A 26,701-nucleotide genomic window follows, 5' to 3' on the forward strand; every position below is an offset into this window, starting at 1 on the left:
GCACCGCACAGCCGCCACGCTCACAGCGCCATGCCGCCGTCGATGGTGAGGCTCGACCCCGTCATATAGCCGGACTCCTTGCGCGCGAGCCACGCCACGAGCCCGGCGATTTCGTCCGGGTCCGCCGCGCGTTTGAGCGGAATGAGCGGCCTGATCGCCTCGATGTGCCCGGCGGTCATGTCCGTGACCGTCGGCCCCGGCTGGATGTTGTTCACCGTGATGCCGCGGCTCGCAAGATCCACGGCTGCGCCCTTCACCATGACGGCAACGGCGGCCTTCGTCATCGAATACACGCTCGAGCCTGGATGGCCGCTGCGCACCGCCGTGTTGCTGCCGATCGTGATGATGCGGCCGCCCTCGGTCAGTTGCGTGGCCGCGGCCTGGATGGCGAGAAACACGCCGCGCACGTTTATGCTGAGCATGCGATCGAGGTCCTCGACGCTCACCGTTGCGATATCGCCGAGCATGAGAATGCCCGCGTTGACCACGGCAATGTTCAGTTTTCCGAACCGTTCCACCGTTTGTGAAACAGCCGCGCGGATGGCTTCCGGAGCGGCGCTGTCCGCGTAAATGGCAACGCCCGCGCGTCCCGCGCCTTCGATCGCGGCGACGGTTTCGGCCGCACGCTGCGGCGCTGAAACATACGTCAGCGCAACATCGGCGCCTTCTTGCGCGAGGCGTCGCGCCGCCGCCGCGCCAATGCCACGCGAGCCGCCAAATACGAGCGCTGCTTTTCCTTCGAGTGCGCCAGGTGCTTTCATCTTCTGTTCCTTTTTTGACAGCTCAGTCCATAACACGGCAAAAATAAACCACGCAAGCACGGCTCGCGCGGTTCAGCGGTTATCTGTTCAGGTCAGCGCGCCCTGAAGCGGTCGATTGCGAAGCGCGCGAGAGCACGCAGGCTCTTCGCATCGCTTCCGCCTCGCGCCGCGAGTTGCATACCCTGCATGGTCATCAGCACGAACGCGGCGGCCTGCCGCGCGTCGAGGCCCGGATCGATGTCGCCGCACGCCTGGCCTTCGCGAATGCGCTCCACCAGGCGCTTTGAAAGACGCGGAGCGGCCTTGTTGCGCAAGGCCACGAGTTCCGGGTCTGCGGCGCCGAATTCGCTCATGGCCACGACGCCCATGCAGCCGAGTGCGCGCTCGTCTTCGTCGTCGGCCACGAGGCCCAGCAGCAGCGCCTCGATGCCACCGAGCGGCGAGGCGCTGCCGTTCAGACGTTCGATATGCCCCGCCGTGCTTTCGCCCTGATAGCGTTCCAGCGCTTCCAGGTAAAGCTTGCGCTTGTCGCCGAACGCGTTATAGAGGCTCTGCCGCCCGATATTCATCGCCGCGAGCAAATCCTCTGTGGACGTCGAGGCATAGCCTTTCGCCCAGAACACGCGCAGCGCGCGCCCCAGTGCCTCGTCCCGATCGAATTCTCTAGGTCTAACCATGACGCGAGAATAAAGTTTATGGACTGCTCTGTCAATAACGAGCACCGATTGACCCAAAACGCAAACACGAACAATCGGCCGTGGACACCGGCCGACGAATCGTCCAGAATCGCCCAATTCATGACTTTCGCGGCCAGCCTCCGTTCGCACCATGAAAATCGCGGCACTTTCCGACATTCACGGTAATTTGCCCGCTCTCGAAGCGGTGCTCGACGATATCGAGCGGCAAGGAGCAGATGTCATCGTCAATCTTGGCGACATCCTTTCTGGCCCGCTTTATCCGTCACAAACGGCGGACCGGTTGATGCAGCTCCGTTTGCCCACGATTCGCGGCAACCACGAAAGGCAGCTTCTCGACCCGGACCGCACTCGCATGGGGCCGTCGGACCGCTTCGCGCGCGAGGCGCTGAGCGAAGCCCATCTGGCATGGGTCGGCGCACTGCCCGCCACGCTATGGCTCGAAAGCGACGTGCTGCTCGTGCACGGCACACCGCAAGACGACCTCTCCTATTTCCTCGAAACCGTCACAGCAGACGGGTGCCGAACCGCTACGCACGGCGAGGTCAGACGCCGCGCAGCCGAGGTCGAGGCAACGTTGATCCTGTGCGGCCATACGCATCTCGCGCGTTCGATGCAACTCGCGGACGGCCGCCTCATCGTCAACCCAGGCAGCGTCGGCCTGCCCGCGTATGAGGACAGGCACCCTTTTCCGCATCACATGGAAACGGGTACGCCACATGCCCGCTACGCGAGTGTCACGAGAAGCTCGCGCGGCTGGGAGGTGGCGTTTCGCACCGTGGAATACGACTGGCACGCTGCCGCCGATCTCGCTGCGGCCAATGGCCGGCCCGACTGGGAAACGGCGCTGCGCAGCGGCTATTGCTGATCGCGATTGCCAGTGCGCCGCGCCGCGTGCCGGCGTGCTACACCGTCACCACGATCTTGCCGAATTGCCCGTTGGTTTCGAGGTAGCGGTGTGCGTTCACCATGTCTTCGAACGTAAAGGTACGGTCGATCACGGGCTTGAGCGCGCCGCTCTCTAGTCCCTCGAGCACGTAGTCCACCGCTGCCTTTCTGCGCTCGGCGTCGCCGCTCGTGAGCCAGATGTTGTGAGCCTTCACGCTAACGACCTTCGCGATCATCTCCAGCACGGGTAGCGTCGTGGCGCGTTCGTCGAGCGCGCCGTAGAGATACGCGATCCCCTGAAAAGACAGCGCCGAGATCAGTTTCGCGAAGTTCGGGCCGCCGACCGGATCGAATGCGACGCGTGCCCCTTTTCCGCCGGTGATGCGCATGATCTCGTCAACGAGGTCCGTCTCGTCGGTCACGACCACGTGCGCCGCGCCCGCATCGAGCAACTGCCGTTTCTTGCTGGCGTTGCGTGTGAGCGCAATCGACGTGGCGCCGGCGTAGTTGGCAATCTGGATCGCCGCGAGTCCGACACTGCTCGACGCCGCCGGCACGACCACATAGTCGCCCGCGCCCACCTTCGCGTCTTCGATCAGCGCGCCGTAGGCGGTGACGTACATCATCCAGACCGACGCGGCCTCGGCAAACGACAGCGATTCAGGATGCCTGACGACTGCATACTCCGGCACGACGATGCTTTCCCCGTACGTGTGGTACTGATTCATCGAGAACGACGGGATCACGTTGACTTTATCGCCCGAAGCGAAGCCCACCACGCCCTCGCCCACGGCATCGACAATGCCGGCCGCTTCGTACCCGAGGCCCGCCGGAAAGCGCACAGGTTCGATGTACTGATCGTTTCGCCACATCGATTCCGCGCGATTCAGACCAATGGCTTTCACCGTGATGCGAACTTCGCCGGGTCCGGGGGCGCGTACCGATTCGTCCATGAATTTCAGCACTTCGGGGCCACCCGCTTCTGCGAATCTGATAGTCCGTGACATGACTCACTCCTGTTTCGATTGATGATGACGCAATGAACGTCTCACAAGGCCGCTGCGGCCTGCGAGTTCGACTGATGAATCGGGAAGTCCGAATAGTGCTTTTCGTCGCCGCCCCAGAAAGCTGCGCGCATATAGGGCGTAAGCGGCAACTTGTGCTTCAGACGATACGGCAAGTCCGGGTTCGATGAGAAATGCCTGCCGAACGCGACGAGATCCGCGTCGCCGGAGGCCACGATCGCTTCGGCGCTTTCGCCGTCGAAGCCGCCCGCCGCGATGATCAGCCCGCTGAAGTGCTCGCGAAGATATTTCGCGGCGACGGGCGCGTGCCCTTCGTGCAGCGTGTCGTCGCCTTTCACGCGCGGCTCGGTCACGTGCAGGTATGCAATCCTGTAGTCATCGAGCACCTTGGCGACATGGCTGATTTTAGGGGGTGCTAACCCAATACTACCCGAGCTGTGATTCTTAACTCGGAGCCTATGGGGTTTTTGGTCCAGACTGGAAACTGCGGGCTGCTTTCGGGCACCAACTAATAAAGTTGTCAAAGAGCCGCCCGCAGTAAAGCAGTCAATCTTACGTCGGAGGCAGGCGCGCAACGGGCGCAGAACTCGCCGCGCATCTACGAATCGTCATGCGTTATTTGAGCTTGCCCCCGAAAAGCGAATCCCTTGATGGACGTTTAAACTCAGCCAAGGAGAGCCAAGAAGATGAGCGAGACGACGCGGGCGTGTTACACATTCGAATCCAGCAATGCTGCGGTTGCAGATCGCGCCTTCGACGAAACCGCGCAGTTGAACTCGTTTGACTCGCGGATCGAGTCAAAGCTCTCGACCCGGCGTACGATGAAGCTGGTCGCGCGCGAAGCCATAGTACAAGCGCGTGTCGAGCGTGGCGAACCCGTTGATCAACGATCGACGTCAGCGTTCCTGGCTGACGATAGCGGGGAATTCCTGGGTGGTTCCAGTCAATTCACGATGCCTCGCACCTCATTCGGCGCCGGCAGCATTGCTCTCACTGCGTTGGGACACTCGGCTTCGGTCCATTACTCGCGTTCGTGATGGGTACACGGGCGTGCGGCTGTTGCCCCGCCCAGGTTCGCTCTCAAATGAACGTCGTCACTGGAATAGACACTGTCGGCAAAGTTCTGGGAGGCGGTAGACAAGAGGATGTCTCGGACTCGCAAGGCTTCACAGCGCGTGCCAGCGAAAGCGTTGACCACGCAGCTTCGACGACTCGACGTCGAACTGCCGCTGGCCGCGGGGGAGCACCGGGAACAGCCCGCCGCTGCCGCCCGCAGTGCAGGCCTGTGCGCCAGGCGCGAATATTGACGAACCAGCAGCCGGTGAAGGCAGCCGTTCCTGGGGTTGATTCCGCGTGACACAGGACCGACTGCTCGTGGAGGTGCCCCCGGCAATGGACGCTTCGTCAGCGTAGCCGGAACCGACGGTCGGCATCAGGATCAGAAGGAGCAATGCAATGCGTCCCATGTGTCGAGGCCTGGCGGGGCAAGGCATGAACCGCCCTTCACCGCCGCTCCCTTACAATGCCGTTTTGCACAACGACTCAAATGCGGCTATATTTTATGTCACATAGTGACCTTTTGCCATCTGTACCCCGAAAAATATGGATAGGCCTATGCCACCGAAGCCCCGGAAAGTGACGGAAAAGGTGACTAGAGCTGACCTGGAGGAGCTTTCGGAGTTCCGGTATCGACTTCGGCGATTCTTGCGGGTGTCGGAGGAAATCACGCACGCGGAGGGCGTGACGCCGCTGCAGTACATGCTGATGCTGCATACGCGCGCCTTTCCCGACCGCGACTGGGCTACCGTGGGCGAGATCGCGGAGCGCCTGCAGGCGTCGTCGCATGGCACGGTGGCGCTCGTCACACGTTGCGAGGCGGCCGGCCTTGTCGTCCGTGTGCCCAGCGCCCATGACCGCCGTGAGGTGCAGGTACATCTCACGCAGGAAGGCGAACGCTGCCTGCTGAGGCTCGCCGCGTTACACAAGTCGGAGGTGCAGTCTTTCGGCTGGGCATTCAGGGAGGACGGAGAGTAGCGCCCGCCCTGGCCGGCCCCGCGTGATCCACGCCGGTGAACGCGGAAGACCCCATTGTCGGAATCGCGTCTTCAAGCAGGGGAAGGCAGCAAACGGTACTAGAGCAAAGCTAACGGTCAGGGGTTAGTGAACGCAAGGAGTTCGGCATGAGCACACCCTCAAGCCTGACCCTCGAAGGCAAACTCCGGCGCGACGCCGGAATCGTAGGGCTCCTGTTTGCCAGCACGACCAGCATGATCGGCTCGGGCTGGCTGTTCGGCGCATATCACGCCTCACGTATCGCCGGTCCGCTGAGCATCGGCAGCTGGATAATTGGCGCCGTCATCATCATGCTGATTGCGCTGTGCTTCGCGGAACTCGCCGCCCTCTTTCCGCGAAGCGGAGCACTCGTGCACATGAGCCATGCCAGCCACGGCGAAGGACTTGGCCAGCTCTGGTGCTGGCTCCTCTTCCTGGCTTATGTTCCCGTACCGGCAGTCGAGGCGGAGGCGATCGTCACCTACGCCAACAACTATCTCCCGTGGTTCATCCGTCCCGGCACTTCGGGGCTCCTCACGCTCACGGGCTTCGTCACCTGCGCGGCACTCCTTGGCATCACGGCCTTGCTGAACCTGATGGTGGTGCGCTGGCTGCTTAACGTCAACTCGACCATCACCTGGTGGAAGGTACTGGTGCCGCTCGTCACGATCGTCACGCTGATGACGGCAAGCACACACTGGGATGTGATGCACGCATCGCCAGACAGCTACAGCCTTTCGGGAATGTTCACGGCGCTGCCCGCCGCCGGGATCGTGTTCAGCTACCTGGGTTTTCGTACGGCGATCGATCTGGGTGGCGAATCCGCCAACCCGCATCGTACGATTCCTCTTGCGGTGATCGGCGCGGTCGTCCTTGCCGCCGTCATCTATATCCTGCTGCAGGTTGCGTTCATCATGGCGCTCTCGCCAGGCGACCTTGCGCATGGCTGGTCACACCTGAGCTTCAAGGGTGAAATGGGGCCGTTCGCCGGCCTCGCTGCCACACTGGGCCTCGGCTGGATGGCCACGCTGCTTTATATCGATGCCTACGTGTCGCCCGGTGGAACCGGCCTGATGTACGTGACCGGCGGCTCACGTGTGCTCTTTGCAGCGGGTGAGATGAACGCGGGACCGCAGGCGCTCACCCGCCTGAACCGCTTCAGGATTCCGTGGGTTGCCGTGCTGGTCATGTGGGTGGTCGGTGTACTCTTTCTGCTGCCATTTCCAGCGTGGCAGCAAATGGTCAGCTATATCACCTCGGTGACGGTCCTGACTTACGGGCTCGGCCCCATCGCGCTCATGGTGCTGCGACGCAATCTGCCCGATCTCAAGCGGCCGTTCCGGATGTGGGGTGCCGGTATCGTCGCCCCGCTCGCCTTCATCTGCAGCAACCTCATTATTTACTGGACTGGCTTCAAGACCAACAATTTCCTGTTTTCGCTACTCGCGATTGGCTTCGTCCTTTATGCATTTCACTACCACTTCATCGCGCGGCGCGCCGCTGACGATTTCGGCTGGCCGCACATCGCCTGGCTACTCCCCTGGTTTGGCGGATTGTGGCTGCTTTCGTGGCTCGGGGGCATTGGCGGCGGGCGAGGAGTGATCGGCTTCGGCTGGGACATTCTTGTGGTCTCCATCTGGAGCGTCGTGGTGCTTCTGCTCGCGCTTCGATCGGCACTGGGCAGCAGCGAAACATCCGCAATGATGGCCCGGATGGATAGCACCAGCTAGAACCTTCACGCGGCAGCTGTCCGCACAGGGAGCGCATGGCGATGAACGACGGCGGCGGATCAGGCAAACCAGAAAAAGCAGCCCGCGAGGCCGTGCGGGTCGCGGCCGCGAGCGCCCCGCCCGTCGCCATGCCAGACGACGACGCACAACCCGTCAGCCTCTACCAGCTCTGTTTCCACGCGTTCCTGGTAGGCATCGTCACGGGCCTCGGCGCAGTCGTGTTTCGCGGCCTGATAGGCGGGGTCCACAACGCGTTCTTTCTCGGCCGCCTGTCCTTTGCGTACGACGCGAGCCGGTTCACGCCCGCCGCCCCGTGGGGCGCGTGGGTGATCCTCGTTCCGGTAGCCGGCAGCATCGTCGTCACCTGGCTCGTCAGCACCTTCGCGCCCGAGGCGAAGGGCCATGGCGTACCGGAAGTCATGGACGCGATCTACTTCAGGAGCGGAATCATCCGGCCGGTTGTCGCCATCGTGAAATCCCTTGCGTCGGCGTTCGCAATCGGCACCGGGGCCGCGGTCGGACGGGAAGGTCCGATCATCCAGATCGGTTCGGCACTCGGCTCGACACTCGGCCAGGCGATTCCGATGGCGGTGGGCCAGCGCATCACACTGGTGGCCGCGGGCGCCGGCGCCGGGATCGCTGCGACGTTCAACACGCCCATCGGCGGCGTGCTGTTCGCCACCGAGCTCATGATGCCCGAGATCAGCGTCAACACGTTTCTGCCCGTTGCGCTTGCGACCGGAACTGCCACATTCGTCGGCCGGCTGTTTTTTGGTGGCGAACCGGCGTTTCTGGTACCCGCACAGCTGGGCGCGTTGCCGAACCAGCCGGGCAGCGCTCTGACGATGATGCTGTATGCGGTACTCGGAATCGCTACCGGTGCTGCGGCCGCGTTGCTCATACGCGCATTGCACTGGGCCGAGGACGGCTTTGAGCGGATCCCCGGTCGCTATGGGCGCCATGCGTTCGGGATGCTGCTCGTCGGCCTGCTGATGTACGTGCTGATGCGCCAGGCGGGGCACTACTATGTCTCGGGCGTGGGTTACGCGACGATCCAGGCAACGCTTTACGGACAGCTGCAGGGCGGCCTGTTCCTGCTGTTGCTTGCTCTCGCAAAGACACTCGCCACTTCGGTCAGCCTAGGCTCCGGGTCATCCGGAGGGGTCTTTTCGCCGTCGCTCTTTATCGGTGCAACACTGGGCGCCGCCCTCGCGTCAGCCTTCCAGTCCCTGTTGCCCGGCGTGCCGATAAGCGGACCAGCGTTCGCGATGGTAGGCATGGGTGCGATGGTGGGCGGCGGAACCGGTGCCGCGATGACCGCAGTGGCGATGATCTTCGAAATGACGCGCGACTATGACATCGTGCTGCCGATGATCATCGCTGTCGCGTTCAGTCTCGGTACGCGTCGCCTGCTTTCACCAGAAAGCATCTACACGCTCAAGCTCGCGCGACGCGGACATATTATTCCCAATGCGCTGCACGCCAACATGTTCCTCGTGCAAAGCGCCAGGCAGGTCATGGAAACCGACGTCCTGGTGCTCGACGCCGATGTGCCGTTTCGCGATCTGCTGCGCTCGCCCGACGATCCGGCATTTCGCCACGTGGTTGTGACCCGGAACGGCAAAATACATGGCGTGCTTCGCATCAATACCGGACTGCGGCGCGCCGTGAGCCGGGACGACCCGTCGGTGACGCTTGGCCGGCTCGCGCAGCACAACTACATCGTCGTCGACGAATCCGATGCGGCGTTCGATGTCATCAGCCAGTTGCGGCAGCACCGGGCAACGATGGCCGTCGTGACCACGGGTAACCAGTCGGGGCCGTTACAGGTCAGCGGCGTCATCGCAAAGGAACACATTGCTGACGCCGTCGCCAGCAGCATCCGGATTTTCCCTGCGGGCGCGAGCAACGGTACCCGCAGGGGAAATGGCATGAATCGTGGATCACAGCACGAGATAGCAGAGCGGGCTGCAAGGAAGGAGGGCCGCCATGAAACTGAAATCTGAATGGGACACGCTGCGCAGGCGCATTGAAGAGGCGTTTCATCACGCGAAGCCTCACGACTGCGCAGACCCGGCCGGCTATGGGCAGGACGACCGCGAATGGGTCGTCATTTACCGTACAGCAAAAGGCTTTTGCTGCATGTACAAGGGCCTGCCTGTCAACTTTGAAGACATGCTCGACGTCCAGACATGGACCGAGGAAATGGACGTGCGCCCCTACTTCATGGGACTGTAAGACCTGGCTGGCACATGCCGTGGCAACAACCGGCGGCGATCCGCGCACTACTGGCGATAAACCAGGTCGGCGCGACGGTTCTGGGCCCAGGAGGCCTCGTCGTGCCCCATGGCGACCGGCTTCTCCTTGCCAAGGCTCACCGCTTCGAGCTGCGAGTCAGGCACACCGAGCGTCTCGAGTTCGTGCAGTACCGCCTCCGAGCGGCGCTGGCCAAGCGCAAGGTTGTACTCATCCGTGCCCCGCTCATCCGTATTGCCCTGGATCAGCACATGCTGGGCTGGATGGCTTCGCAGGTAGTCGGCGTGCGCATGCAGCAACTGCAGATCGTCACTCTTGACCGTATAGCTGTCGAAATCGAAGTAGACGCTGCGCTTGGCCAGCGGACTGTTCGGATTGTTGAGCTCGTCCATCGTCGAGGTCGATCCGGTGACCGGCTGCGAGGTGGCCGCATTCATGTTCGCCATGCCGGAGGACTCAGGTGCTTTCGTTGCCGAGTGACACCCGGCCAGCAGCGCAAGCGACAGGATGGCAACGCACGATCGATTCAGGCTCATGACGGGCTCCGGATCCAGGTTGAAGGGCGAAACATCAATACCCGGATTTCGCGATCCAGTCTAGGCAGCAATTCCCCAAACTGCCACCGTATTTCCCCGCAGCACCGGTGCGATACTTCGAAGGCTCTCACGCAGCCCCCAGGTTTTTCCGGATTAAGATTCTCTTAAGTTTCCGGGGATAGATTTGATGAAATGTCATGCCGTGACCTATCATTGCAGTCTGCTTTCAGCGAGCGTAGTGCGAGGTCCCATGACATGGTTGTGTCCTCAGCTTGCCGGATGGTAGCGTCCGGTTGCCGTCCGTGGCAGGAGCGGCAGCTTTTTCACCCAGCGCCCGCTGGGTTTTTTTTTGATCGTCCCTATGCGCGCAACGTCCACATCGCCCACTTCCCGTTCACGCATGAGCGCGCCCGAACTGCGCGCGACCGTGTCGCTGGCCGCGATCTTCGCGCTGCGCATGCTCGGTCTCTTCATGATCATGCCGGTGTTTTCGGTTTATGCGAAAACCATTCCCGGCGGCGACAACCTGCTGCTCGTCGGCATTGCGCTTGGCGCGTATGGCGTCACGCAATCGCTTCTCTATATTTTCTACGGCTGGGTGTCGGACATGGTGGGCAGAAAGCCCGTCATCGCCGCCGGCCTCGTCATCTTCGCGATCGGCAGCTTCGTCGCGGCGGGCGCGCACGACATGGTGTGGATCATCGTCGGCCGCGTGATTCAGGGCATGGGCGCCGTTTCTTCGGCGGTGCTCGCGTTCATCGCCGACCTGACCGCCGAGGAGCACCGCACCAAGGCCATGGCGATGGTGGGCGGCTCGATCGGCATGTCGTTCGCCGTGGCCATCGTCGGTGCGCCGATCGTGTTCCACTGGGTCGGCATGAGCGGCCTGTTCGCGCTGGTCGGCGTGTTCTCGATTCTCGCGGTGGGCGTGGTGATCTGGGTCGTGCCCGACGCGCCCCACAAGCCCGTGCACGTGCGCGCCCCATTTGCCGAGGTGCTACACAACGTGGAACTGCTGCGCCTGAACTTCGGCGTGCTGGTGCTGCACGCCACGCAAACGGCGCTCTTTCTCGTCGTGCCGCGCCTGCTCGTCGACGCGGGCTTGCCGGTCGCGTCGCACTGGAAAATCTATCTGCCTGTCATGGGCCTCGCGTTCGTCATGATGGTGCCGGCCATCATCGTCGCGGAGAAGCGGGGCAAGATGAAGGCCGTGCTCGTTTCTGCGATCGGTCTTATCCTGATCGGCCAGCTTTTGCTCGGCTCGCTCGCGCATACACTTGTCATCGTGTCGGCTGTGCTGTTCGTGTACTTCCTGGGCTTCAATATTCTGGAGGCTTCGCAGCCTTCGCTCGTCTCGAAGCTCGCGCCTGGCAACCGCAAGGGCGCGGCCACGGGCGTGTACAACACCACGCAGTCGATCGGGCTCGCGCTCGGCGGCGTGGTGGGCGGGTATCTGCTCAAACACGAGGGCGCGAGCGCCGTGTTTTACGCGTGTTCGGGGCTCGTCTTGTGCTGGCTCGTCATCGCGCTCAACATGAAGGCGCCGCCGCTGCGCAGGGCCTGAGTTGCCCTCCTCCGGCGCGGCGCTTGCATTGGAATCATCCAGAAAACGTACTGAAAGACAGGGGATACAGATCGTGCGCATGTTCGGGCTGATTGACCGGCGGACGCTGCAGCGAGCCAACCGGCTATGGCTCCATTACGGGGTGTTCTGGCTGGGCGCGATCTCCGTCGGCCTCATTGCCGTGCTCTACGCGAAGCTGATCGATTTCGGCTACGGCGTGTTCCTGCGCTATGCCGCTGAGCGGTGCTGGTTGCCACTCCTCGTCGCGCCCGCCACAGGTGCCGTCACGGTCTGGCTCACGCGGCGCTTCTTCGACGGCTCGGAAGGCAGTGGCATCCCGCAGGTGATCGCCATGCTGCACGGACCCGACGAACTCGGCCCACGGCTGCTCACCCTGCGCATCCTCGTCGGCAAGATCTTCATCTCCTTTCTGGCCATTCTCGGTGGATTCACGATCGGCCGCGAAGGCCCCACCATTCATGTCGGCGCCGCCTTGATGTTCAGCCTGAGGCGTTTCTACCCCCAGCGGTTCCTTGCCATCCGTCCGGGCGTGCTGGAGCGCAGGCTCGCGCTCGCGGGCGCTGCAGCAGGCTTGTCCGCAGCATTCAACGCGCCGCTTGCGGGGGTGGTGTTCGCCATCGAGGAACTCATGCGCAGCTTCGAGCAGCGCACAAGCGGCGTTCTGATCACGGCCATCATTTTTGCCGGCGTCGTGTCGCTGGGACTTCAGGGCAACTATGTGTACTTCGGCACGATCGATATCGGCTCAGGACTGCCCCAATGGCTTAGCCTTGCCGTTGTGCTGATTGGCGTCATCGCGGGCGTGCTGGGCGGCTGCTTTTGCTGGCTGCTGCTCAACACGAAACGCTGGATGCCCGGACCGCTGCTCGAACTGCGCGGGAAGCGGCCCGTGCTGTTCGGCGCCTTCAGCGGCCTCATCATCGCGGTCGTCGGCGTGCTGGCACACGGCCACACGTTCGGCAGTGGATATGCCGAAGCACGCAGCATGCTCGAAGGTACCGCACACGTCAGCGCGGCATACCCGCTGCTGAAGATGGTATCGATGGTGGGATCGTACCTGCCTGGTGCGCCCGGCGGCCTGTTCGCACCATCGCTTGCGATTGGGTCCGGCATCGGCAATACGGTGCACATGGTGTTTTCCCAGATGCAGCTCCCGATGCTCATCGCGCTCGGCATGGTCGGCTATCTCGCGGCGGTCACGCAAAGCCCGATCACCGCGTTCGTGATCGTCATCGAGATGATCAACGGGCACGCACTCGTCATCTCGCTGATGGCCACGGCACTCATCGCGAGCCGTGTCTCGCGCCTTTTCGCACCGCCCCTGTACGAAACGCTCTCTGAGCGCTACCTGCGGGAGCCATGAGGCAATGCCGGCGCCAGGCCGGAACGGATTTCGACGGGGTTGACATGAAGATTGCGGACAGACTGGAGCGACGCCTGCTGGGGATGGCACACGTGCTGTGTCTCATCACCCTCGTGGGAGCCGTGCTCGCGATGATTGCACTGATGTTCGCACTTGTCGTTCCAGGAAAGACGGCTGTATCCGCAGATCCACCGCTCAGTGCCAGTGAGGTACTCTCGTCAATACCGGGCTCGGAAGCGGCGAACGATGCCCTGTCAAATGACAGCGCGAACGGCAGCTACCCCACAGCGAATGTGCCGGGTGCTGCTGGCTTCCTCATCCCGGCCCCGCTGCGTACCGTACTGGATCAGGACAATGCCAGTCAGCCGCTGCTCGAGGCGTGGCTGGCGAGTGTTCCCCTGGCGGACCGGCAGCAGTTTCTGGATGAACTCTCAAACGTCGTCGCGCGGGCGACGCAGCGAGCCGCGTCGTGGGAATGGGACAACCGCGAGCGGTACGTCGCAGCGGCCATGAACCAGTACGCCCGGGTCAAGATCGAGCGCATTGGAGCGGCCCAAGGCGCCATTCAGGCCGCACGCGGCAGAAATGAACAGCTTGGATCATCGCTTGGAACGCTGCTCGCACTAGCAGGCTTCCTTGTCTTGCTGTTGCTGCTGACCGCGATCGAACGCAATACGCGCAACAGCCCCGGTAATCGGCAGACGTAAACGCCCTGCTGCCGTAGCGTTCAGTGAGACGGAAAGCGAAAGCGCCGCGCTGAATCCAGACACCTTTTTCACCAACCGTGGCGCGCCTATGCTCGCTCGTGCCGTGCAACGTGAAACTCCTGCCGCTTGCGCCACAAATAGTGAATACCCCCCGTAGTGCAACAGGTCCGACTTGACCGGCAGAGATTGAAAGCTGAGCAACGGTCATGCGACGATAACCGGCCATTAGCAGTCTTTCAGTCGGACCGTTACATGGACACTCAAACGTCTGAAGTACATCAGTAACCAGCCTGCCCGTTCGAGACGACGGCGGCGCACAAGCTTCGCAGACTGAGCGGGCTGATGAACACAGAGATCATGGAATCCGAAGGTGCGAGTAGAATTAATTTCGATCTGGTAAATCCGAAGCACCTGCGGAAACAAGATTACGAGCAAGTCCTATTGGCTCGCGTGGAAGGTGCTTATACTGCTTTCAGCAAAGCGCCGCGCTCGATGTCGAATGACCGACGCTTTACCCGGTATCGATTCCTCAGCCTGTCATTGTTCGTCATCTCGATCACGCTAATCTTGTAGGTGGTCGATTTGAGCGACGAATCGCTTCTGAGTCTGTTTAAAGGGATCCGACATGACCACGCTCACTCCTACTGACGTAAAAAGGTTACTCGAGTTTTCCCAGTTCAGGATGTCTTTGGATCGGGACACGCTTGATAGTAGTAGTGCGACGGTGCGCTACCTGTTAGAAAACGATTATAAGAAAGCCCTGTCTGAGGACGATCTGATTTCTAATTCGATTCGAGCCAATCCGGAAGTTCTTCGCGTCGTCATTGATTTCATCGACGCCCAAGAACAAATGCGAAAATCGCTACAAGACGAATTCTGGAGGCTCGAACAAAGCTACGCGTCCCTACAGAGCGAGGTCTTGGATACAGCCGCAAAGCAGTATGACCGAATGCGTGATCCGCGCGGAACGCTCTACGCATCGGAAGATGAACCGGCACAGTTGTACGAAACCGTCATACATGACGAAGCAACAAAGTCATCTTTCTTTTTCTGCACGGTGCCGGAGCGAAGCCTACCACAGGCCTTAAACGACGGAGGCGACTCGATAACCGATATTTCGATGCCGGAGTCGCTGTGCGAACAACTCAACTTGAGGACGCTCGTTCGTGTCGAGGCCGAAGAACTCCCGCAGGCGATAAGAATTTTTCTCGATGCGCCTCAGGAACTCTATGAAATTGCAGATGACCCGTCCGTTGAAGCAGAAAAGGCATCTTTTCTAGCCCGCTCGCTTCGGGAATCCGGTTCTGAACGCCTGACGGCCGCGCAACGACAATTTGCAACGTATCTAACGGAAGCACCTATCGTCCCCTTCGAGCAGTCTCCTCTCGAACCAACGTCATTGTTGGGGATTGTTACCCGCGTTTCCGGCACAGGGATTGGTGCTTACATTGGTTTTGTTGTTGTCGGAAGCAGCCCGCTGTTACTCATCACGGTGCCTGCGGGCATGGTGATCTGCGGTGCGGCCAGTGGACTAGCGCACGGCTTGGAAGATGGCCTCCGAAACCGAATCAGAGATTTGCTCAAAAATAGGCAACCTCGAAAATCTCCCGCACCGAAGCGACCGAAATCTTGAATCACGGCATACCAGACCGTCTTCATGAACTGGTTTCACGACGACGCGAAGCTGCATTCCAAGCCTTGGGAGATCGACATGCACATGTACTTGTGGCCTCCCACAGCATGGGATGCCAATCCGCAGCAAATGCCCCAGGGCTGGTTCCAGCGAAGGGTTAGGTGAGCGACCGCTGCCCTTCAAGAGGAGACGTAGTCTAGATCGACGGCCGAGCGTCCTTGAAGGGTCGAGCTGAGCCAACCGCGTCGGGCAGCGGTCGGCCAGGAGCTGTCATTCATGCGCGCGGTTGCACGGACACTTAAAGGTCTAAAGTACATCATGAATCAGGCCGCCCGCTCGCTGTGACGAACGCACACCTGCAGTCGAATCGGCGCGCCTCTGCAGGAGACTGTCATCACCATATTGGACCTAAGTCCTATTGCGCAATGCGCGAGTCTGCCAAATATTGTTGGCACGACGATGAACCAGAAGCCTGGTCGGATAGGCAGAGGTGATCGATTCGACTGTGACCCTTGATGGAGGTAACGATGCACAGACGTTCTGTTCTGAAGACAGGTGCCGCGACGCTAATGATCGTGCAACTGTCGCTGACCAGTTTCCCAGCGGGAATGACTGAGGCTGTGGCCGCAGAGTCCGATGCAGCGAAGCGTCACGAAATCGACGCGAAGGTCAACGCGACCCTGTCTCGGCTGTACGAGACAGTCAAAGGCTCAAAAGAACTTGTCGCCAAGGCGGACGGCGTACTTGTGTTCCCAACGGTGATCAAAGCTGGCTTCGTTGCCGGGGGAGAATATGGTCAAGGCGCTTTGCGGGTAGGCGGGAAAACGGTCGGCTACTACAGCACGGCGGCGGGCTCATTCGGCTTGCAGGCAGGTGCGCAATCCAAGGCTGTCATCTTTCTCTTCATGACCCATGATGCGCTTAACAGTTTCCGCAACTCGAAAGGCTGGTCAGTTGGTGGCGAAGGATCGGTTGCGCTGGTGAAGGTTGGAGCGAACGGCCAGATCGATACGACAACGGCTACCGCACCTGTTCAAGTAATTGTGATGACCAACGCCGGACTGATGGGTGATGTTTCGTTGTCTGGCACCAAGATCTCCCGACTGAAAATCTGAGTCGTTCGCACTAGCGCAGTCGGCCAGTCCCCTGCCATCGAGTCTGCAAGACAGCGCGAACACACGAAGACCAGCAGCACGAGCACAATTTCCCGAGAGTGCCTCGATGAACCGCACGTGGACGCCGGTGCTAGTCATCCTCTGCGTCTGAGTATTCGGAGGATGTGCAGGACGTCGTCAACCGTCGGCGTGCGGATATCAGGACCGCGCGGTGACACGCACTGAGGGTGGCGTGCAGGTCTCGACAACCGTGCTGTCGCTAGAGGAAAGCGCGGCGATTCAGGGCGTTCTGCTTCTGGACCCGGTACAGGTAGCAGCATCTGCAATGCACATTGGATTGAACCGCGATGAGCAGACGTTCCGCTCACTGGAGTTGTGTTTGGTCCTGCGCCGCTGCTTTGCTCTGGCAGGCGAACTCCCTGCATGCGCAAGAGCTGGAGCCTCGCACCTATTCCCCTTCACCCGTCGGCACGAACTTTGTCCTCGCAGGATACGCCCATGTGAGTGGCGACGTGCTCACCGACCCCTCCCTGCCGATAACAGGCGTCAGCGCGCAACTCAACAACTTCGTGGTCGGCTACGTGCACACGTTCGCACTGGCAAATCGCACGGGGTCGATCGGGATTGTCCAGCCCTTCGTGAGCGGCAATCTGAGCGGGCTCGTCATTGGTGCGCCGACCGAGGTCCACCGCGCCGGCGTCGGCGACACGCAATTGCGCTTCGCACTGAACCTGTTTGGCAATCCCGCACTTCCGCCAGAGGAGTTTGCACGCGCAAAGCTTGCCACTTCGCTTGGCGCGAGCCTGACCGTGCAGGCTCCGACAGGTCAATATGTACCTTCGCACCTCGTGAACGTAGGCAACAATCGCTGGGCGTTCAAACCAGAGATCGGGTTATCGCAACCATGGGGAGACTGGTTCTTTGAGGCTTCGGTCGGTGTTTGGTTCTTCACGAACAACACGGACTTCTTCAACGGTCAGATCAAGCGCCAGGCACCACTCACAATCACACAACTGCACAGTGGCTACAGTTTTCGGCCGGGGCTCTGGCTCGCAGTCGATCTCGGCTATGCGCTCGGAGGCGCCACCACCGTCAATGACGCGTCGAGCAGCGCCCGCCAGGCAAATGCACGCGGCGGCGTCACGCTAGCGGTCCCGCTCGGTCACGGCTGGTCTGCCAAGCTCGGTTATTCTCGCGGCTTCGTTACCCGCGCAGCGGGTGACTATCAGATCGTTTCGGTCGCGGTTCAGTATCGTTGGTTCGATCATTGAACGGCGAGCCTTTGAACGGTCGCGCCCCATTTTGGCATTTCGTGCATCACGTCGCGACAAACGGCGGCTTACCATCGGAACGTGTACGGCCATCAACGGTCCTACGTCCTGCCGGTTCGAGTTTCCGCTTTGTGTGCATTCGCGAGCATTCGAATAAGTAGGCCCAATAGTTCTTTGCAGTCTGACTGTGAACGAATGCAGACATGCACCCCACCCTCGATCATGACGCGAGTTGCCCGACTTGTAGGACAGTTACGCCAAATTGCGTGTCACAGGCCGAGTTTTCGTTCGCTCATCCACTTCACGATCGCTGGATCGCGGTGCGAGAAGAAGCTGCTTTGACCCGTTTCCAGCATCGCAATGGCCTGCATGTCTGCGGCAGACAGTTCGAAATCGAAGACAGCCAGGTTTTCGAGCATGCGTTCCTTGCGCACGGACTTCGCGAGCGCGACGATGCCACGTTGAACCAGCCATCGCAGCACGACCTGTCCTACAGTTTTGCCGTAGCGCTGAGCAACGGCCACCAGGTGTTCGTTCTGAAACAGGTTGTTCCGTCCTTCGGCAAAGGGCGCCCAAGCCTCCGGCTGCACGCCAAGCTCACGCATGAAATCGACGCCTTCAGCCTGCTGGTGGAAGGGATTGACTTCGATCTGGTTGACGGCTGGCTTCACTTCGTTGAACGCCGTAATGTCCACGAGGCGATCCGACTGAAAGTTGCTCACTCCGATTGCACGCAGTTTCCCAGCGCGATGCGCCTCCTCCATCGCTCGCCACGCGCCGTGCACGTCCGAAAACGGCTGATGGATCAGGAACAGATCGAGGTAGTCCAGGCCCAGACGCTTCAGTGACTTGTCAATGGCCACTCGCGCACGTTCATAACCAGCATCCTCAACCCACAGCTTGCTGGTGACGAAGAGTTGGTCACGCGGCACACCGCAGCGTTTGAGGCCTCGTCTGACGGCCTCCTCGTTCTTGTACGACGCGGCCGTGTCGATCAGGCGATAGCCCGCCTGCACCGCGTCCACGACGCAGCGCTCGCATTCCGCCTCGTCGGGGATCTGGAATACACCATAGCCAAGGATCGGCATCTTCAATCCATTGTTCAGGGTCACGTCTTGCATGGTCAATCCTTGGTAGTGAGAGTCGATGGCGGCATGGGTGCTATCGAAGACACACCGCATAGATAACAAGGGCAAATCGCCCGACGTCCGTAACTTTATGCGCCCCGGTTTCAAGTGAATAGTGGCTTCCGGCTTGCACCAGTATCAATTTGTGGTTGATACTGGGTAATCTGTGCAACGGTTCCGTCCGCACTTGAGCAGAAGAGTTCACCATGTCCACCAATGACTTCAAGGCCATCGCCACATTTGCCAAAGCCGTAGAACTCGGCAGCATCCGAAAGGCTGCGCTGGCCCAGAGCGTCACCCCTCAGGCGGCCAGTCAGGCCATTGCGCAGTTGGAACAGCATCTTGGAGTCCGCCTGCTGCACAGGACGACGCGCAGTCTCGCCCTTACCGAGGAGGGTCAACGGTTACTGGAGAATACCCAGCCAGCCCTGGCAGCGCTGGACAGGGCGCTAGCCCTGGTGCGAGAGTCCAAGGATGAGATCGCGGGGCCGCTGCGGATCGTTGGGCCGAAATCGTCGTTCGCCGCCATCCTCATGCCGCTGCTCGACGAATTCTGCCGGGAGCATCCCGGTATCCAGCCGGATGTCCAGCTTGATGATGGTATCGGCAACTGGGTGCTGGATCGCGTCGACGTCGGCTTCCGGATCGGCGCGTCGCCCGGCGATGGCGTAATCGGTCGACAGCTCTTCCCGATCCAGATGATTGTGTGCGCGGCGCCCAGTTACCTGAAAGCGTACGGCACACCGTCGACACTCGATGAGTTGGCGGCGCATCGCTGCAGCGTGTTCCGGCATTCGGCCACGGGCAAGGTGGCGCCCTGGTACTTGACCGTGGACGGCAAGCTCGAACATCGGCAGATGACCCCCGCGTTCGCGACGAACGACGCGGAACTGGAACTGCAAGCCGTGCTTGCAGGGCAAGTCATTGGCCAGCTCGCGAGCTTCTCGGCGGCAACCTACATCCGCGCGGGACGATTGGAGCCAGTCCTCCTGAAGCATATGAGCTCCCACATCGGTTTGCACGTGTACTACGGAAGCCGAGCTGCTCAGCCGAGGCGTGTACGAGCGTTCCTGGACCTCGCCCTCTCTCGTCTCCATAACCGCAGCGACTATGTGCTTGCTGACAAGGAGTTAGCTCAGTTTGGACCGCGTTCTAAGCGGTCCAGCCGCGTTCGCTAGTGCCCCCTGGCGTAGACAGAACAAATACCGCGCTCCCAAATCGAACGGCCGTAATCGGCAAAGAGACCTTCGCGCACCTCGGGCAGCGTGATCGAGAAGTGCTGCCAGTGACCGGGCAGATCGGCGAGCTTGAGGTCGACGATCTGGATCTTGTGCTCGCGCAGTATTTTTCGATAACCTGAAACGCGAAAACCGCCGGAGTCGACAGATACATCGAACGCCGGTGCCTTTCCCGACTGGAGATGGGGACTCTCCCTGAGCAGCTACTGATCGTGTGCGAGCGCTTCGAGACGAGCGTGGCCTGCGTCTTTCGCCGCGCGCTCCGTGGCGAAGGGTTCTTCGGCTACGAGAGAGCCGCGCGGGGTACGGCCCTGCTTCTCCTACGCGCGCAACACTTTATTTTAGGCAATGGGAATAGACACACCACGAGTTCCGGCGGACGCGATCCCTGCTACACGCTTTTGCCGGAATGGATCGCCGCGACAACTTTCGGGGCGAATTCCGCCGCTTCGGCACTAGAATTCACTACATGGTCGCATTGCCGAAAGGAGGCTGCCATGACTCAGTCAATGATCAGTTTTTGGGTTGGCCTTGTGGTTCTCGCTGTTATTGCCATGGCCTTGTCCCGTCGCTACAGGCGCGATCATCCGGGAGAGAGCCTGAACCAGTGGCTCGACACGCACCATATGAGCTGGATGCATCGCAAGCACTAGTGTTCTCCTTAGAGGAATACCATGCCGACTTACCAGTACAGGTGCGAGAAGTGCGGTGAGATGTTCGAGCATGCCGAGCATCTCGCTGAACATGTCACCGCTCATCCGCCTTGCCCGAAATGTGGCAGCGAGAAGGTTCAGCACATACCCACACCGTTTGTGGCGAAAACATCCAGAAAGTCGTGAAATCTCTTCGCTTGCTCAGGTCTGTTCCGGGTGCTCCCTGTCCCGATGATGATCCGCGGCGAGGAACATATACATCGCCGGGACGACAAACAGCGTGAACAGCGTGCCGATCGACATCCCCGTGAAGATCACGAGTCCCATCGCGTTGCGGCCGGCCGCGCCAGCACCCGATGCGATCACGAGCGGCACGACGCCCAGCACCATCGCGGCCGTCGTCATCAGGATCGGCCGCAAGCGCACGCCCGCCGCTTCTTCGAGCGCCTCGCGCTTGCGCCGCCCCGCGCGTTGCAGTTCATTCGCGAACTGCACGATCAGAATGCCGTGCTTGCTGACGAGGCCCATCAGCGTGACGAGCCCCACTTGCGTGTAAATATTCAGCGTCGTGAGTCCCACGTTAATGAAGATCAGCGCGCCAAACAGCGCCATCGGCACCGACACGAGAATCACGACCGGGTCGCGAAAGCTCTCGAACTGAGCGGCAAGCGCGAGAAACACGATGATCGTCGCCAACAGCAGCGTGGTCACGAAGCCGCCTGATTCCTGCACGAACTGTCGCGACAAACCCGAGTAGTCGGCCGTGTAGCCCGACGGCGCGGCGTCGGTGGTGGCCTTGCGCAGGAAATCGAGCACTTCGCCCTGCGAGATGCCTGGCGCGAGCACGCCGGAAATCGTTGCCGAATTGAGCTGCTGGAAGTGATTGATCGACTCTGGCACGACATTGCGCTTCAGATGCGTGACCGTCGATGCGGGAATCACGCTGCCATCGGGCGTACGCAAGTAATAGTCGAGCACTTGCGACGGGTTCAGCCTGTCCGTTTGCAACACCTGCGGAATCACCTTGTACGAGCGCCCAGCAATCGAAAAGTAGTTGACGAAATTGCCACCAAGCGCCGCGCCCAGCGTCTGCCCGACATCGCTTTGCGTGAGGCCCAGCGAAGCGACTTTGTCGCGGTCTACGAGCAACACACTTTCCGGTTTGTCGATCTTCAGATCGCTGTCGACGAAGAAAAACATGCCGCTTTCGCGCGCCTTTTGCAGCACGGCTTGCGACACTTCATTGAGGTTCTCAAACGGCTCCGTCGTGCTGATGACGAATTGCACCGGCAATCCTTGCGCGCCCGGCAGGGGCGGAAACTGAAACGCGGCGACACGCGCGCCCGCGATGCCGTTCCACTTCTGTTGCAATTCCTGCTGCAATTGCGTTGCGCCCTTCTTGCGCTTGTCCCACGTCTTGAAGAGCACGCCGCCGATGCCCTGGTTAAGCGTCGGCACGCCCGTGAGCTGGAACATCTGCGCGTATTCGGGCAGTTGCTTCGAGATCTCGAAGACCTGATCCGCGTAGGTCTGCATCTGCTGGATCGTCGCGTTCGGTGGCCCCAGGACCTGGGACAGCACGATGCCCTGGTCCTCCTGAGGGGCCAGCTCCGATTGCGACGTCATGAAGAGATACACCGTGCCGCACAGAAGCAGCGCGCCCATTAAGACGAACACGGGCCACGTGTCGAGCATCGCATGCAGTAGTCGCCGGTAGCCGTGATGCACGCGCTCGAACTGCCGGTCGACGAAGCGCGCGAAGCGGCCTGACTGCTGGTCGGTGCGGAAAAAGCGCGAGCACATCATCGGCGAGAGCGTCAACGCGATCACGCCCGATACGGTAACGGCACCCGCCAGCGTGAACGCGAACTCTGTGAAAAGTGCGCCCGTCAGTCCGCCCTGAAAGCCAATGGGTATGTACACGGCAATCAGCACGACCGTCATCGCGAGTATCGGGCCGCCGAGCTCGCGTGCGGCGATCAGTGCGGCGTCGAAGGGCCGCTTGCCCTCCTCCTTCATATGCCGGTCGACGTTCTCGACCACAATGATCGCGTCGTCGACGACGAGGCCGATGGCGAGCACGAGCGCAAGCAGTGTCAGCAGATTGATCGAATAGCCGAGCACCTGCATCACGAAGAACGTGCCGATCAGCGAGAGCGGCATCGCGATCACGGGCACGATCACCGCGCGCAAACTGCCAAGGAAGAGGAAGATCACGACAGTGACGATCAGTAGCGCTTCGACCAGCGTCTTCACCACTTCTTCGATCGCCGTGTTGATGAAGTCGGTCGCGTCGTAAACGATGTCGCCCGTCATGCCCGTCGGAAACTGCTTCTGCAGGTCCGGGAAAATCGTTTTCACGCGCTTCGCGACGTCGAGCACATTCGCATCGGGCGCCACCTTGATGCCGATGAACACCGATCGCTTGCCGCTGAACGCGACGTTGAAGTCGTAATTGTCCGCGCCGAGCACGACGTTCGCGACATCTTCGAGGCGAACGATCGCGCCGTTCTTCTGCGTGACGACGAGTTTCTTGAAGTCCTCGACGGAGTGCAGGTCGGTGCCTGCATTCAGATCGACGCTGATCATCTGGCCTTTAGTCGTGCCAAGCGTTGCCAGATAGTTGTTGTTGCCAAGCGCCGCGAAGACGTCGGCGGCCGTCACGTTGTGCGCTGCGAGCCTGCTCGAGTCGAGCCAGGCGCGCAGCGCAAACTGACGGCCGCCGAGCACTTCCGCCGTTTGCACGCCCTGGACCGAATCGAGCTTCGGCTTCACGACACGCAGCAGATAATCCGTGACGTTGTTGCTCGGCAGCACGTCGCTGTAAAAGCCCATGTACATCGCGTCGGTGGTTTGCCCCACTTGCACGGTAAGCACCGGCTGTTGCGCCTGCGGCGGCAACTGGTTGCGCACCGAAGCGATCTGCGTGTTGATCTCCGTGAGCGCGCGGTTGGAGTCGTAGTTGAGGCGCAGCGTCGCGGTGATCGTCGACACGCCTGTGCTGCTCGTCGACGACATGTAGTCGATACCTTGTGCCTGTGCGATGGCGGCTTCGAGCGGCTGCGTGATGAAGCCAGCCATCGTGTCGGCGCTCGCGCCATAGTACGCGGTGGTGATCGTCACCACGCCATTTTCGGTTTGCGGATACTCGCTGACTTTGAGCGCCGCAAGCGAGCGCAAGCCGAGCACGAGTATCAGCAGGCTCACCACCGATGCGAGCACCGGGCGTTCAATGAAGATGTCAGTGAATTTCATCGCGCGCTCTTCTATTGTTCCTGCGGCGTCGGATTCGGGCTATTCGCAGGCTGCACGCGGTTGTCGATCACGAGGGGCGTGCCGTTTTTCAGTTTCAGCTGTCCGCTCGTCACGACCTGCGTGCCTTCGCTGATGCCCTTGAGAATCGCGACCTGGTCTCCGCGCGTCGGGCCCGGTGTGACGAACACCTGTTGCGCGACGGGCATGATCTTGCCTTGCGCGTTCTTTTGCGCGCCGGACTTCACGATGAACACCGTCGCCCCATACGGGTTATAGGTAATCGCCGTTTGCGGCAAGGTCAGATAGCGCTGCGCGCCGCCCGCGTCGATCTTCACGTTCGCGTACATGCCGGGCAGCAGTTTGCGCTCGCGATTGTCGACGGTCGCCTCGATCTGGACGTTGCGCGTCGTGCTGTCCACGCGCGGATTGATCGAACGGATCTTGCCGTCGAACGTGCGGTTGCCGAATGCGTCCGTATCGACGACGATGGCCTGGCCCACCTGCAATTGACCGAGTTGCTGCTGCGGCAGAAAGAAGTCGGCGTAGATCGGATCGATGGCTTGCAGCGTGACGATGGCGTCACCCGGATTGAGGTACTGGCCGGGGTTGACCGTCGTGATGCCCACGCGTCCCGCGAACGGCGCGCGAATCGTCTTCTTTCCGACGAGGGCGGCCTGTTGATCGACCTGGGCTCTTTTACTCTTGAGGTCGGCGGCGTCGGCGTCGAGCTGCGCCTTGGCGATCGCCTGAATGCCGAACTGCGCCTTATCGCGGTTGTAGACCGTTTGCGCGAGGTCCGCCGCCGCTTGCAGCGACGCGAGCAGCGCGCGGTCCGAATCGTCGTTCAGGCGCACGAGCACCTGGCCTGTCTTCACCTCCTGGCCCGAGTTGAATGCGATCTCGCGCACGAGCCCGGCCACTTCCGTCGTCACGTCGACGCCGCGCACCGCGCGCAGGCTGCCCACTGCGGCAAGCTGCGGCTGCCACGTTTGATAGCTTGCGATAGCCGCCGTGACGGTGGCGGGCGGCGCGGCATTGCTCGCCATGAACTTCTTGATCATGTGCGCCCTGAACAGATTGAAGCCGACCAGCGCGGCAAGCAGTATGCCCACGCAGATCAGCATGATGATCATCCGCTTTGCCATCGGTTTCTTCGTCGTCATCGTCATGTCCTGGCAGGGGCGGCCATTGCGCAAGGATTCATTTCGGCGCAGCCGGCGTGGGCTGGGCTGCCTGGCTGGTCGTCGTGTCGTTCCACCAGCCGCCGCCGAGCGCCTGAAACAACGCCGCCGTGTCCGCATAGCGCGCGGCCTGCGCCTGCGTGAGGTTCACGACCGTCTGCTGGTATTGACGCTGCGCATCGAGCAGCGCCAGATAGCCGACTCCGCCTATGCGAAACTGGCCGCGCGTCAGGTCGAGCGATTCGCTGGCCGCGCGCCATGCTTGCGTCTGCGCACTCAGGCCGGTTGCGTCGTGTTCGAGCGCGCGTAACGTGTCAGCGACGTTCTGGAACGCGAGCAGCACCGTTTGGCGGTATTGCGCGTTGGCCTCGTCGAATGCTGCTTCCGCCGCGCGCTTTTGCGCGCTCAACTGGCCACCGTGAAAGATCGGCTGCGTGATGCCCGCGCCGATGCTCCAGATCATGTCGGCGTACTTAAGAAGTCCTGCGGGCGTCAGCGCCTGCGGACCATAACTCGCGGAGAGCGTGAGCTGGGGGTACATGTTCGCGGTCGCGACGCCGACCTGGGCGCTCGCCTGATGCAGCATGGCGTCGGCGGCGAGAATGTCGGGGCGCTGCCGCACGAGCGAAGACGGCACGCTGACGGGCAACGTTTGCGGCAGCGTGAACATCGACATCCTGAACTCGGGCACGTCCGTATCGCTCGGCGGCTTGGCCGCCAGAACCGCGAGCTGGTGACGGGTCTGGTCGAGCGACTGAAGCAACGGCGGCAACGTAGCGCGCGTCTGTGCGACCAGCGTATCCTGCGCTAGCACCGTGGTGCGGCTCACGCCGCCCAGCTCAAGCTGCTGGCGCATGATGCGAAGCTGCGCGTCTTCGTCGTCGGCGATGCGTTCGGTCGCTTCGATCTGCTCGCGCAGCGAGGCTTCCTTGATGGCCGCCGTCACGATGTTCGCGGTCAACGCGAGATACACCGCCTGCAACTGGAAGCCCTGGTAATCGACCTGCGAGCGCAGCGCTTCGAGCTCGCGCCTTCCGCCGCCGAACACATCGAGGTTATATGACACGCTCACCGATGCGTTATAGAGGTTCAGCAGTTCCGTGAGTTGCGGCTCGCCGAACGTAACACCGCTGAACTTCTCGCGCGTCGCGTTGGCCGTCGCGTCGACGGACGGATACAGCGTGGTGCCGATTTGCGCACGAAGGTTTTCACTGGCCTGCCTGAGTGCCGCTTGCGCGGCAGCAACGTTGGGGCTGTTGGCGAGCGCTTCGCGGATCAGCGCGTCGAGCGGCTCGCAATGAAAGAGCGTCCACCACTGGGCGGGAATGCCCTGTGCGGCCACGAACTGTTGCGGGACACCCGCTGCGCCCGGCGCCGAGGCCGTTCGCTCAGGCAGCGGCGTGGACGTGTATGCGCCGGTAGCGGGCGGCGCGGGCGTATGGTAATCCGGGCCGAGCGTGCAGCCGGACAAGGCGATCAGGACAGTGACCCATGCAGCACGCGCGACAGTCTCGTATGCTGCAGCGCGGCGAGATGCACTGCGCGAATGCCAGTGCAGGCGGCTGCGACTGAAAACGTGGTTGACGTCATCGATCATCGATCCACCTTGTTTCACTGCGTGGAATACGAA

The 26,701-nt window shown here is 61.3% G+C and carries 25 protein-coding genes; 14 read left to right on the forward strand and 11 right to left on the reverse strand.

Annotated features, from left to right (window positions below):
- Nucleotides 1–20: 20 nt before the first annotated feature.
- Nucleotides 21–761: an SDR family NAD(P)-dependent oxidoreductase gene (locus FAZ97_RS29620; RefSeq protein WP_158762278.1), complete on the reverse strand. Its 741-nt coding sequence runs from the start codon at nucleotides 759–761 to the stop codon at nucleotides 21–23.
- A gap of 92 nt (nucleotides 762–853) precedes the next feature.
- Entirely contained in the window at nucleotides 854–1,438 is a 585-nt protein-coding gene (locus FAZ97_RS29625) for a TetR/AcrR family transcriptional regulator (RefSeq protein WP_158762279.1), read from the reverse strand.
- 151 nt (nucleotides 1,439–1,589) lie between these two features.
- Between FAZ97_RS29625 and FAZ97_RS29630 the strand changes: the two genes are divergently transcribed.
- A complete protein-coding gene (locus FAZ97_RS29630; protein ID WP_158762280.1) occupies nucleotides 1,590–2,324 on the forward strand; it encodes a metallophosphoesterase family protein in 735 nt (244 codons plus the stop codon).
- Nucleotides 2,325–2,361: 37 nt separating this feature from the next.
- On the opposite strand, the gene FAZ97_RS29635 is transcribed toward FAZ97_RS29630, so the two are convergent.
- On the reverse strand, nucleotides 2,362–3,351 hold the full coding sequence (locus FAZ97_RS29635; RefSeq protein ID WP_158762281.1) for a zinc-dependent alcohol dehydrogenase family protein: 990 nt from the start codon (nucleotides 3,349–3,351) through the stop codon (nucleotides 2,362–2,364).
- A 41-nt stretch (nucleotides 3,352–3,392) separates the two neighbouring features.
- A complete protein-coding gene (locus FAZ97_RS29640) occupies nucleotides 3,393–3,707 on the reverse strand; it encodes an oxidoreductase (protein WP_407671894.1) in 315 nt (104 codons plus the stop codon).
- A gap of 348 nt (nucleotides 3,708–4,055) precedes the next feature.
- On the opposite strand from FAZ97_RS29640, the gene FAZ97_RS29645 reads away from it, so the two are divergent.
- The gene (locus FAZ97_RS29645) at nucleotides 4,056–4,406 is read left to right on the forward strand and encodes a hypothetical protein (protein ID WP_158762282.1); all 351 of its coding nucleotides are present in this window, start codon (nucleotides 4,056–4,058) and stop codon (nucleotides 4,404–4,406) included.
- A gap of 129 nt (nucleotides 4,407–4,535) precedes the next feature.
- Here FAZ97_RS29645 and FAZ97_RS29650 read toward each other — a convergent pair whose 3' ends face one another.
- Nucleotides 4,536–4,835: a hypothetical protein gene (locus FAZ97_RS29650; RefSeq protein ID WP_158762283.1), complete on the reverse strand. Its 300-nt coding sequence runs from the start codon at nucleotides 4,833–4,835 to the stop codon at nucleotides 4,536–4,538.
- Nucleotides 4,836–4,971: 136 nt separating this feature from the next.
- Here FAZ97_RS29650 and FAZ97_RS29655 point away from each other — a divergent pair, with 136 nt between their 5' ends.
- The 4 genes from FAZ97_RS29655 to FAZ97_RS29670 all read left to right on the forward strand — a co-directional run bounded on the left by FAZ97_RS29655 (nucleotide 4,972) and on the right by FAZ97_RS29670 (nucleotide 9,389).
- Entirely contained in the window at nucleotides 4,972–5,403 is a 432-nt protein-coding gene (locus FAZ97_RS29655; RefSeq protein ID WP_407671895.1) for a MarR family winged helix-turn-helix transcriptional regulator, read from the forward strand.
- 146 nt (nucleotides 5,404–5,549) lie between these two features.
- A complete protein-coding gene (locus tag FAZ97_RS29660; protein ID WP_158762285.1) occupies nucleotides 5,550–7,151 on the forward strand; it encodes an APC family permease in 1,602 nt (533 codons plus the stop codon).
- Nucleotides 7,152–7,186: 35 nt separating this feature from the next.
- The gene (locus tag FAZ97_RS29665; RefSeq protein ID WP_233271876.1) at nucleotides 7,187–9,157 is read left to right on the forward strand and encodes a chloride channel protein; all 1,971 of its coding nucleotides are present in this window, start codon (nucleotides 7,187–7,189) and stop codon (nucleotides 9,155–9,157) included.
- Nucleotides 9,141–9,389 (forward strand): hypothetical protein, encoded by a 249-nt coding sequence (locus FAZ97_RS29670; protein WP_158762286.1) that lies wholly within the window; start codon nucleotides 9,141–9,143, stop codon nucleotides 9,387–9,389. The genes FAZ97_RS29665 and FAZ97_RS29670 overlap by 17 nt, the downstream gene beginning before the upstream one ends.
- 47 nt (nucleotides 9,390–9,436) lie before the next feature.
- Here FAZ97_RS29670 and pal read toward each other — a convergent pair whose 3' ends face one another.
- Nucleotides 9,437–9,943 (reverse strand): peptidoglycan-associated lipoprotein Pal, encoded by a 507-nt coding sequence (pal, locus tag FAZ97_RS29675; RefSeq protein WP_158762287.1) that lies wholly within the window; start codon nucleotides 9,941–9,943, stop codon nucleotides 9,437–9,439.
- A 400-nt stretch (nucleotides 9,944–10,343) separates the two neighbouring features.
- Between pal and FAZ97_RS29680 the strand changes: the two genes are divergently transcribed.
- The 6 genes from FAZ97_RS29680 (at nucleotide 10,344) to FAZ97_RS29705 (ending at nucleotide 17,617) form a co-directional block, all read left to right on the forward strand.
- On the forward strand, nucleotides 10,344–11,507 hold the full coding sequence (locus FAZ97_RS29680) for an MFS transporter (protein ID WP_158762288.1): 1,164 nt from the start codon (nucleotides 10,344–10,346) through the stop codon (nucleotides 11,505–11,507).
- A gap of 79 nt (nucleotides 11,508–11,586) precedes the next feature.
- Nucleotides 11,587–12,891, forward strand: coding sequence for a chloride channel protein (locus FAZ97_RS29685; protein ID WP_407671896.1), 1,305 nt, complete (start codon nucleotides 11,587–11,589; stop codon nucleotides 12,889–12,891).
- 44 nt (nucleotides 12,892–12,935) lie between these two features.
- Nucleotides 12,936–13,598 (forward strand): hypothetical protein, encoded by a 663-nt coding sequence (locus FAZ97_RS29690; protein ID WP_158762290.1) that lies wholly within the window; start codon nucleotides 12,936–12,938, stop codon nucleotides 13,596–13,598.
- 625 nt (nucleotides 13,599–14,223) lie between these two features.
- A complete protein-coding gene (locus FAZ97_RS29695) occupies nucleotides 14,224–15,231 on the forward strand; it encodes a hypothetical protein (RefSeq protein ID WP_158762291.1) in 1,008 nt (335 codons plus the stop codon).
- 527 nt (nucleotides 15,232–15,758) lie between these two features.
- Entirely contained in the window at nucleotides 15,759–16,346 is a 588-nt protein-coding gene (locus FAZ97_RS29700) for a BPSL1445 family SYLF domain-containing lipoprotein (RefSeq protein WP_158762292.1), read from the forward strand.
- A gap of 347 nt (nucleotides 16,347–16,693) precedes the next feature.
- The gene (locus tag FAZ97_RS29705; RefSeq protein WP_233271877.1) at nucleotides 16,694–17,617 is read left to right on the forward strand and encodes a transporter; all 924 of its coding nucleotides are present in this window, start codon (nucleotides 16,694–16,696) and stop codon (nucleotides 17,615–17,617) included.
- A 269-nt stretch (nucleotides 17,618–17,886) separates the two neighbouring features.
- On the opposite strand, the gene FAZ97_RS29710 is transcribed toward FAZ97_RS29705, so the two are convergent.
- Entirely contained in the window at nucleotides 17,887–18,738 is an 852-nt protein-coding gene (locus FAZ97_RS29710; RefSeq protein ID WP_158762293.1) for an aldo/keto reductase, read from the reverse strand.
- A gap of 212 nt (nucleotides 18,739–18,950) precedes the next feature.
- Between FAZ97_RS29710 and FAZ97_RS29715 the strand changes: the two genes are divergently transcribed.
- Nucleotides 18,951–19,922 carry a LysR family transcriptional regulator gene (locus tag FAZ97_RS29715; protein ID WP_158762294.1) on the forward strand — a complete coding sequence of 324 codons (972 nt, stop codon included), beginning with the start codon at nucleotides 18,951–18,953 and terminating at the stop codon, nucleotides 19,920–19,922.
- A gap of 566 nt (nucleotides 19,923–20,488) precedes the next feature.
- Here the strand turns inward: FAZ97_RS29715 and FAZ97_RS35290 are convergent.
- Complete coding sequence (locus FAZ97_RS35290) at nucleotides 20,489–20,728, reverse strand: hypothetical protein (RefSeq protein ID WP_199272208.1); 240 nt, start codon at nucleotides 20,726–20,728, stop codon at nucleotides 20,489–20,491.
- On the opposite strand from FAZ97_RS35290, the gene FAZ97_RS29725 reads away from it, so the two are divergent.
- Nucleotides 20,657–20,821, forward strand: coding sequence for an FmdB family zinc ribbon protein (locus FAZ97_RS29725; RefSeq protein WP_158762296.1), 165 nt, complete (start codon nucleotides 20,657–20,659; stop codon nucleotides 20,819–20,821). The genes FAZ97_RS35290 and FAZ97_RS29725 overlap by 72 nt on opposite strands.
- Before the next feature lie 15 nt (nucleotides 20,822–20,836).
- Here the strand turns inward: FAZ97_RS29725 and FAZ97_RS29730 are convergent, their stop codons facing one another.
- The 3 genes from FAZ97_RS29730 to FAZ97_RS29740 are packed head-to-tail and all read right to left on the reverse strand — an operon-like array spanning nucleotide 20,837 to nucleotide 26,668.
- Entirely contained in the window at nucleotides 20,837–23,890 is a 3,054-nt protein-coding gene (locus FAZ97_RS29730; RefSeq protein WP_158762297.1) for an efflux RND transporter permease subunit, read from the reverse strand.
- Between the two features lie 11 nt (nucleotides 23,891–23,901).
- Nucleotides 23,902–25,053, reverse strand: coding sequence for an efflux RND transporter periplasmic adaptor subunit (locus FAZ97_RS29735; protein ID WP_158762298.1), 1,152 nt, complete (start codon nucleotides 25,051–25,053; stop codon nucleotides 23,902–23,904).
- Between the two features lie 37 nt (nucleotides 25,054–25,090).
- Nucleotides 25,091–26,668, reverse strand: coding sequence for an efflux transporter outer membrane subunit (locus FAZ97_RS29740; RefSeq protein ID WP_158762299.1), 1,578 nt, complete (start codon nucleotides 26,666–26,668; stop codon nucleotides 25,091–25,093).
- Between the last annotated feature and the right edge of the window lie 33 nt (nucleotides 26,669–26,701).

It is taken from the genome of Paraburkholderia acidiphila, from assembly GCF_009789655.1.
GTDB classification, from domain to species: Bacteria; Pseudomonadota; Gammaproteobacteria; order Burkholderiales; family Burkholderiaceae; genus Paraburkholderia; species Paraburkholderia acidiphila.

Bases quoted from the DNA above. Each gene is read 5' to 3' on its own strand.
- FAZ97_RS29620 (WP_158762278.1), bottom strand. From the start codon at position 761: ATGAAAGCACCTGGCGCACTCGAAGGAAAAGCAGCGCTCGTATTTGGC.
- FAZ97_RS29625 (WP_158762279.1), bottom strand. From the start codon at position 1,438: ATGGTTAGACCTAGAGAATTCGATCGGGACGAGGCACTGGGGCGCGCG.
- FAZ97_RS29630 (WP_158762280.1), top strand. From the start codon at position 1,590: ATGAAAATCGCGGCACTTTCCGACATTCACGGTAATTTGCCCGCTCTC.
- FAZ97_RS29635 (WP_158762281.1), bottom strand. From the start codon at position 3,351: ATGTCACGGACTATCAGATTCGCAGAAGCGGGTGGCCCCGAAGTGCTG.
- FAZ97_RS29645 (WP_158762282.1), top strand. From the start codon at position 4,056: ATGAGCGAGACGACGCGGGCGTGTTACACATTCGAATCCAGCAATGCT.
- FAZ97_RS29650 (WP_158762283.1), bottom strand. From the start codon at position 4,835: ATGGGACGCATTGCATTGCTCCTTCTGATCCTGATGCCGACCGTCGGT.
- FAZ97_RS29655 (WP_407671895.1), top strand. From the start codon at position 4,972: ATGGATAGGCCTATGCCACCGAAGCCCCGGAAAGTGACGGAAAAGGTG.
- FAZ97_RS29660 (WP_158762285.1), top strand. From the start codon at position 5,550: ATGAGCACACCCTCAAGCCTGACCCTCGAAGGCAAACTCCGGCGCGAC.
- FAZ97_RS29665 (WP_233271876.1), top strand. From the start codon at position 7,187: ATGGCGATGAACGACGGCGGCGGATCAGGCAAACCAGAAAAAGCAGCC.
- FAZ97_RS29670 (WP_158762286.1), top strand. From the start codon at position 9,141: ATGAAACTGAAATCTGAATGGGACACGCTGCGCAGGCGCATTGAAGAG.
- pal (WP_158762287.1), bottom strand. From the start codon at position 9,943: ATGAGCCTGAATCGATCGTGCGTTGCCATCCTGTCGCTTGCGCTGCTG.
- FAZ97_RS29680 (WP_158762288.1), top strand. From the start codon at position 10,344: ATGAGCGCGCCCGAACTGCGCGCGACCGTGTCGCTGGCCGCGATCTTC.
- FAZ97_RS29685 (WP_407671896.1), top strand. From the start codon at position 11,587: ATGTTCGGGCTGATTGACCGGCGGACGCTGCAGCGAGCCAACCGGCTA.
- FAZ97_RS29690 (WP_158762290.1), top strand. From the start codon at position 12,936: ATGAAGATTGCGGACAGACTGGAGCGACGCCTGCTGGGGATGGCACAC.
- FAZ97_RS29695 (WP_158762291.1), top strand. From the start codon at position 14,224: ATGACCACGCTCACTCCTACTGACGTAAAAAGGTTACTCGAGTTTTCC.
- FAZ97_RS29700 (WP_158762292.1), top strand. From the start codon at position 15,759: ATGCACAGACGTTCTGTTCTGAAGACAGGTGCCGCGACGCTAATGATC.
- FAZ97_RS29705 (WP_233271877.1), top strand. From the start codon at position 16,694: ATGAGCAGACGTTCCGCTCACTGGAGTTGTGTTTGGTCCTGCGCCGCT.
- FAZ97_RS29710 (WP_158762293.1), bottom strand. From the start codon at position 18,738: ATGCAAGACGTGACCCTGAACAATGGATTGAAGATGCCGATCCTTGGC.
- FAZ97_RS29715 (WP_158762294.1), top strand. From the start codon at position 18,951: ATGTCCACCAATGACTTCAAGGCCATCGCCACATTTGCCAAAGCCGTA.
- FAZ97_RS29725 (WP_158762296.1), top strand. From the start codon at position 20,657: ATGCCGACTTACCAGTACAGGTGCGAGAAGTGCGGTGAGATGTTCGAG.
- FAZ97_RS35290 (WP_199272208.1), bottom strand. From the start codon at position 20,728: ATGTTCAGCGAGATGCTCGGCATGCTCGAACATCTCACCGCACTTCTC.
- FAZ97_RS29730 (WP_158762297.1), bottom strand. From the start codon at position 23,890: ATGAAATTCACTGACATCTTCATTGAACGCCCGGTGCTCGCATCGGTG.
- FAZ97_RS29735 (WP_158762298.1), bottom strand. From the start codon at position 25,053: ATGACGACGAAGAAACCGATGGCAAAGCGGATGATCATCATGCTGATC.
- FAZ97_RS29740 (WP_158762299.1), bottom strand. From the start codon at position 26,668: ATGATCGATGACGTCAACCACGTTTTCAGTCGCAGCCGCCTGCACTGG.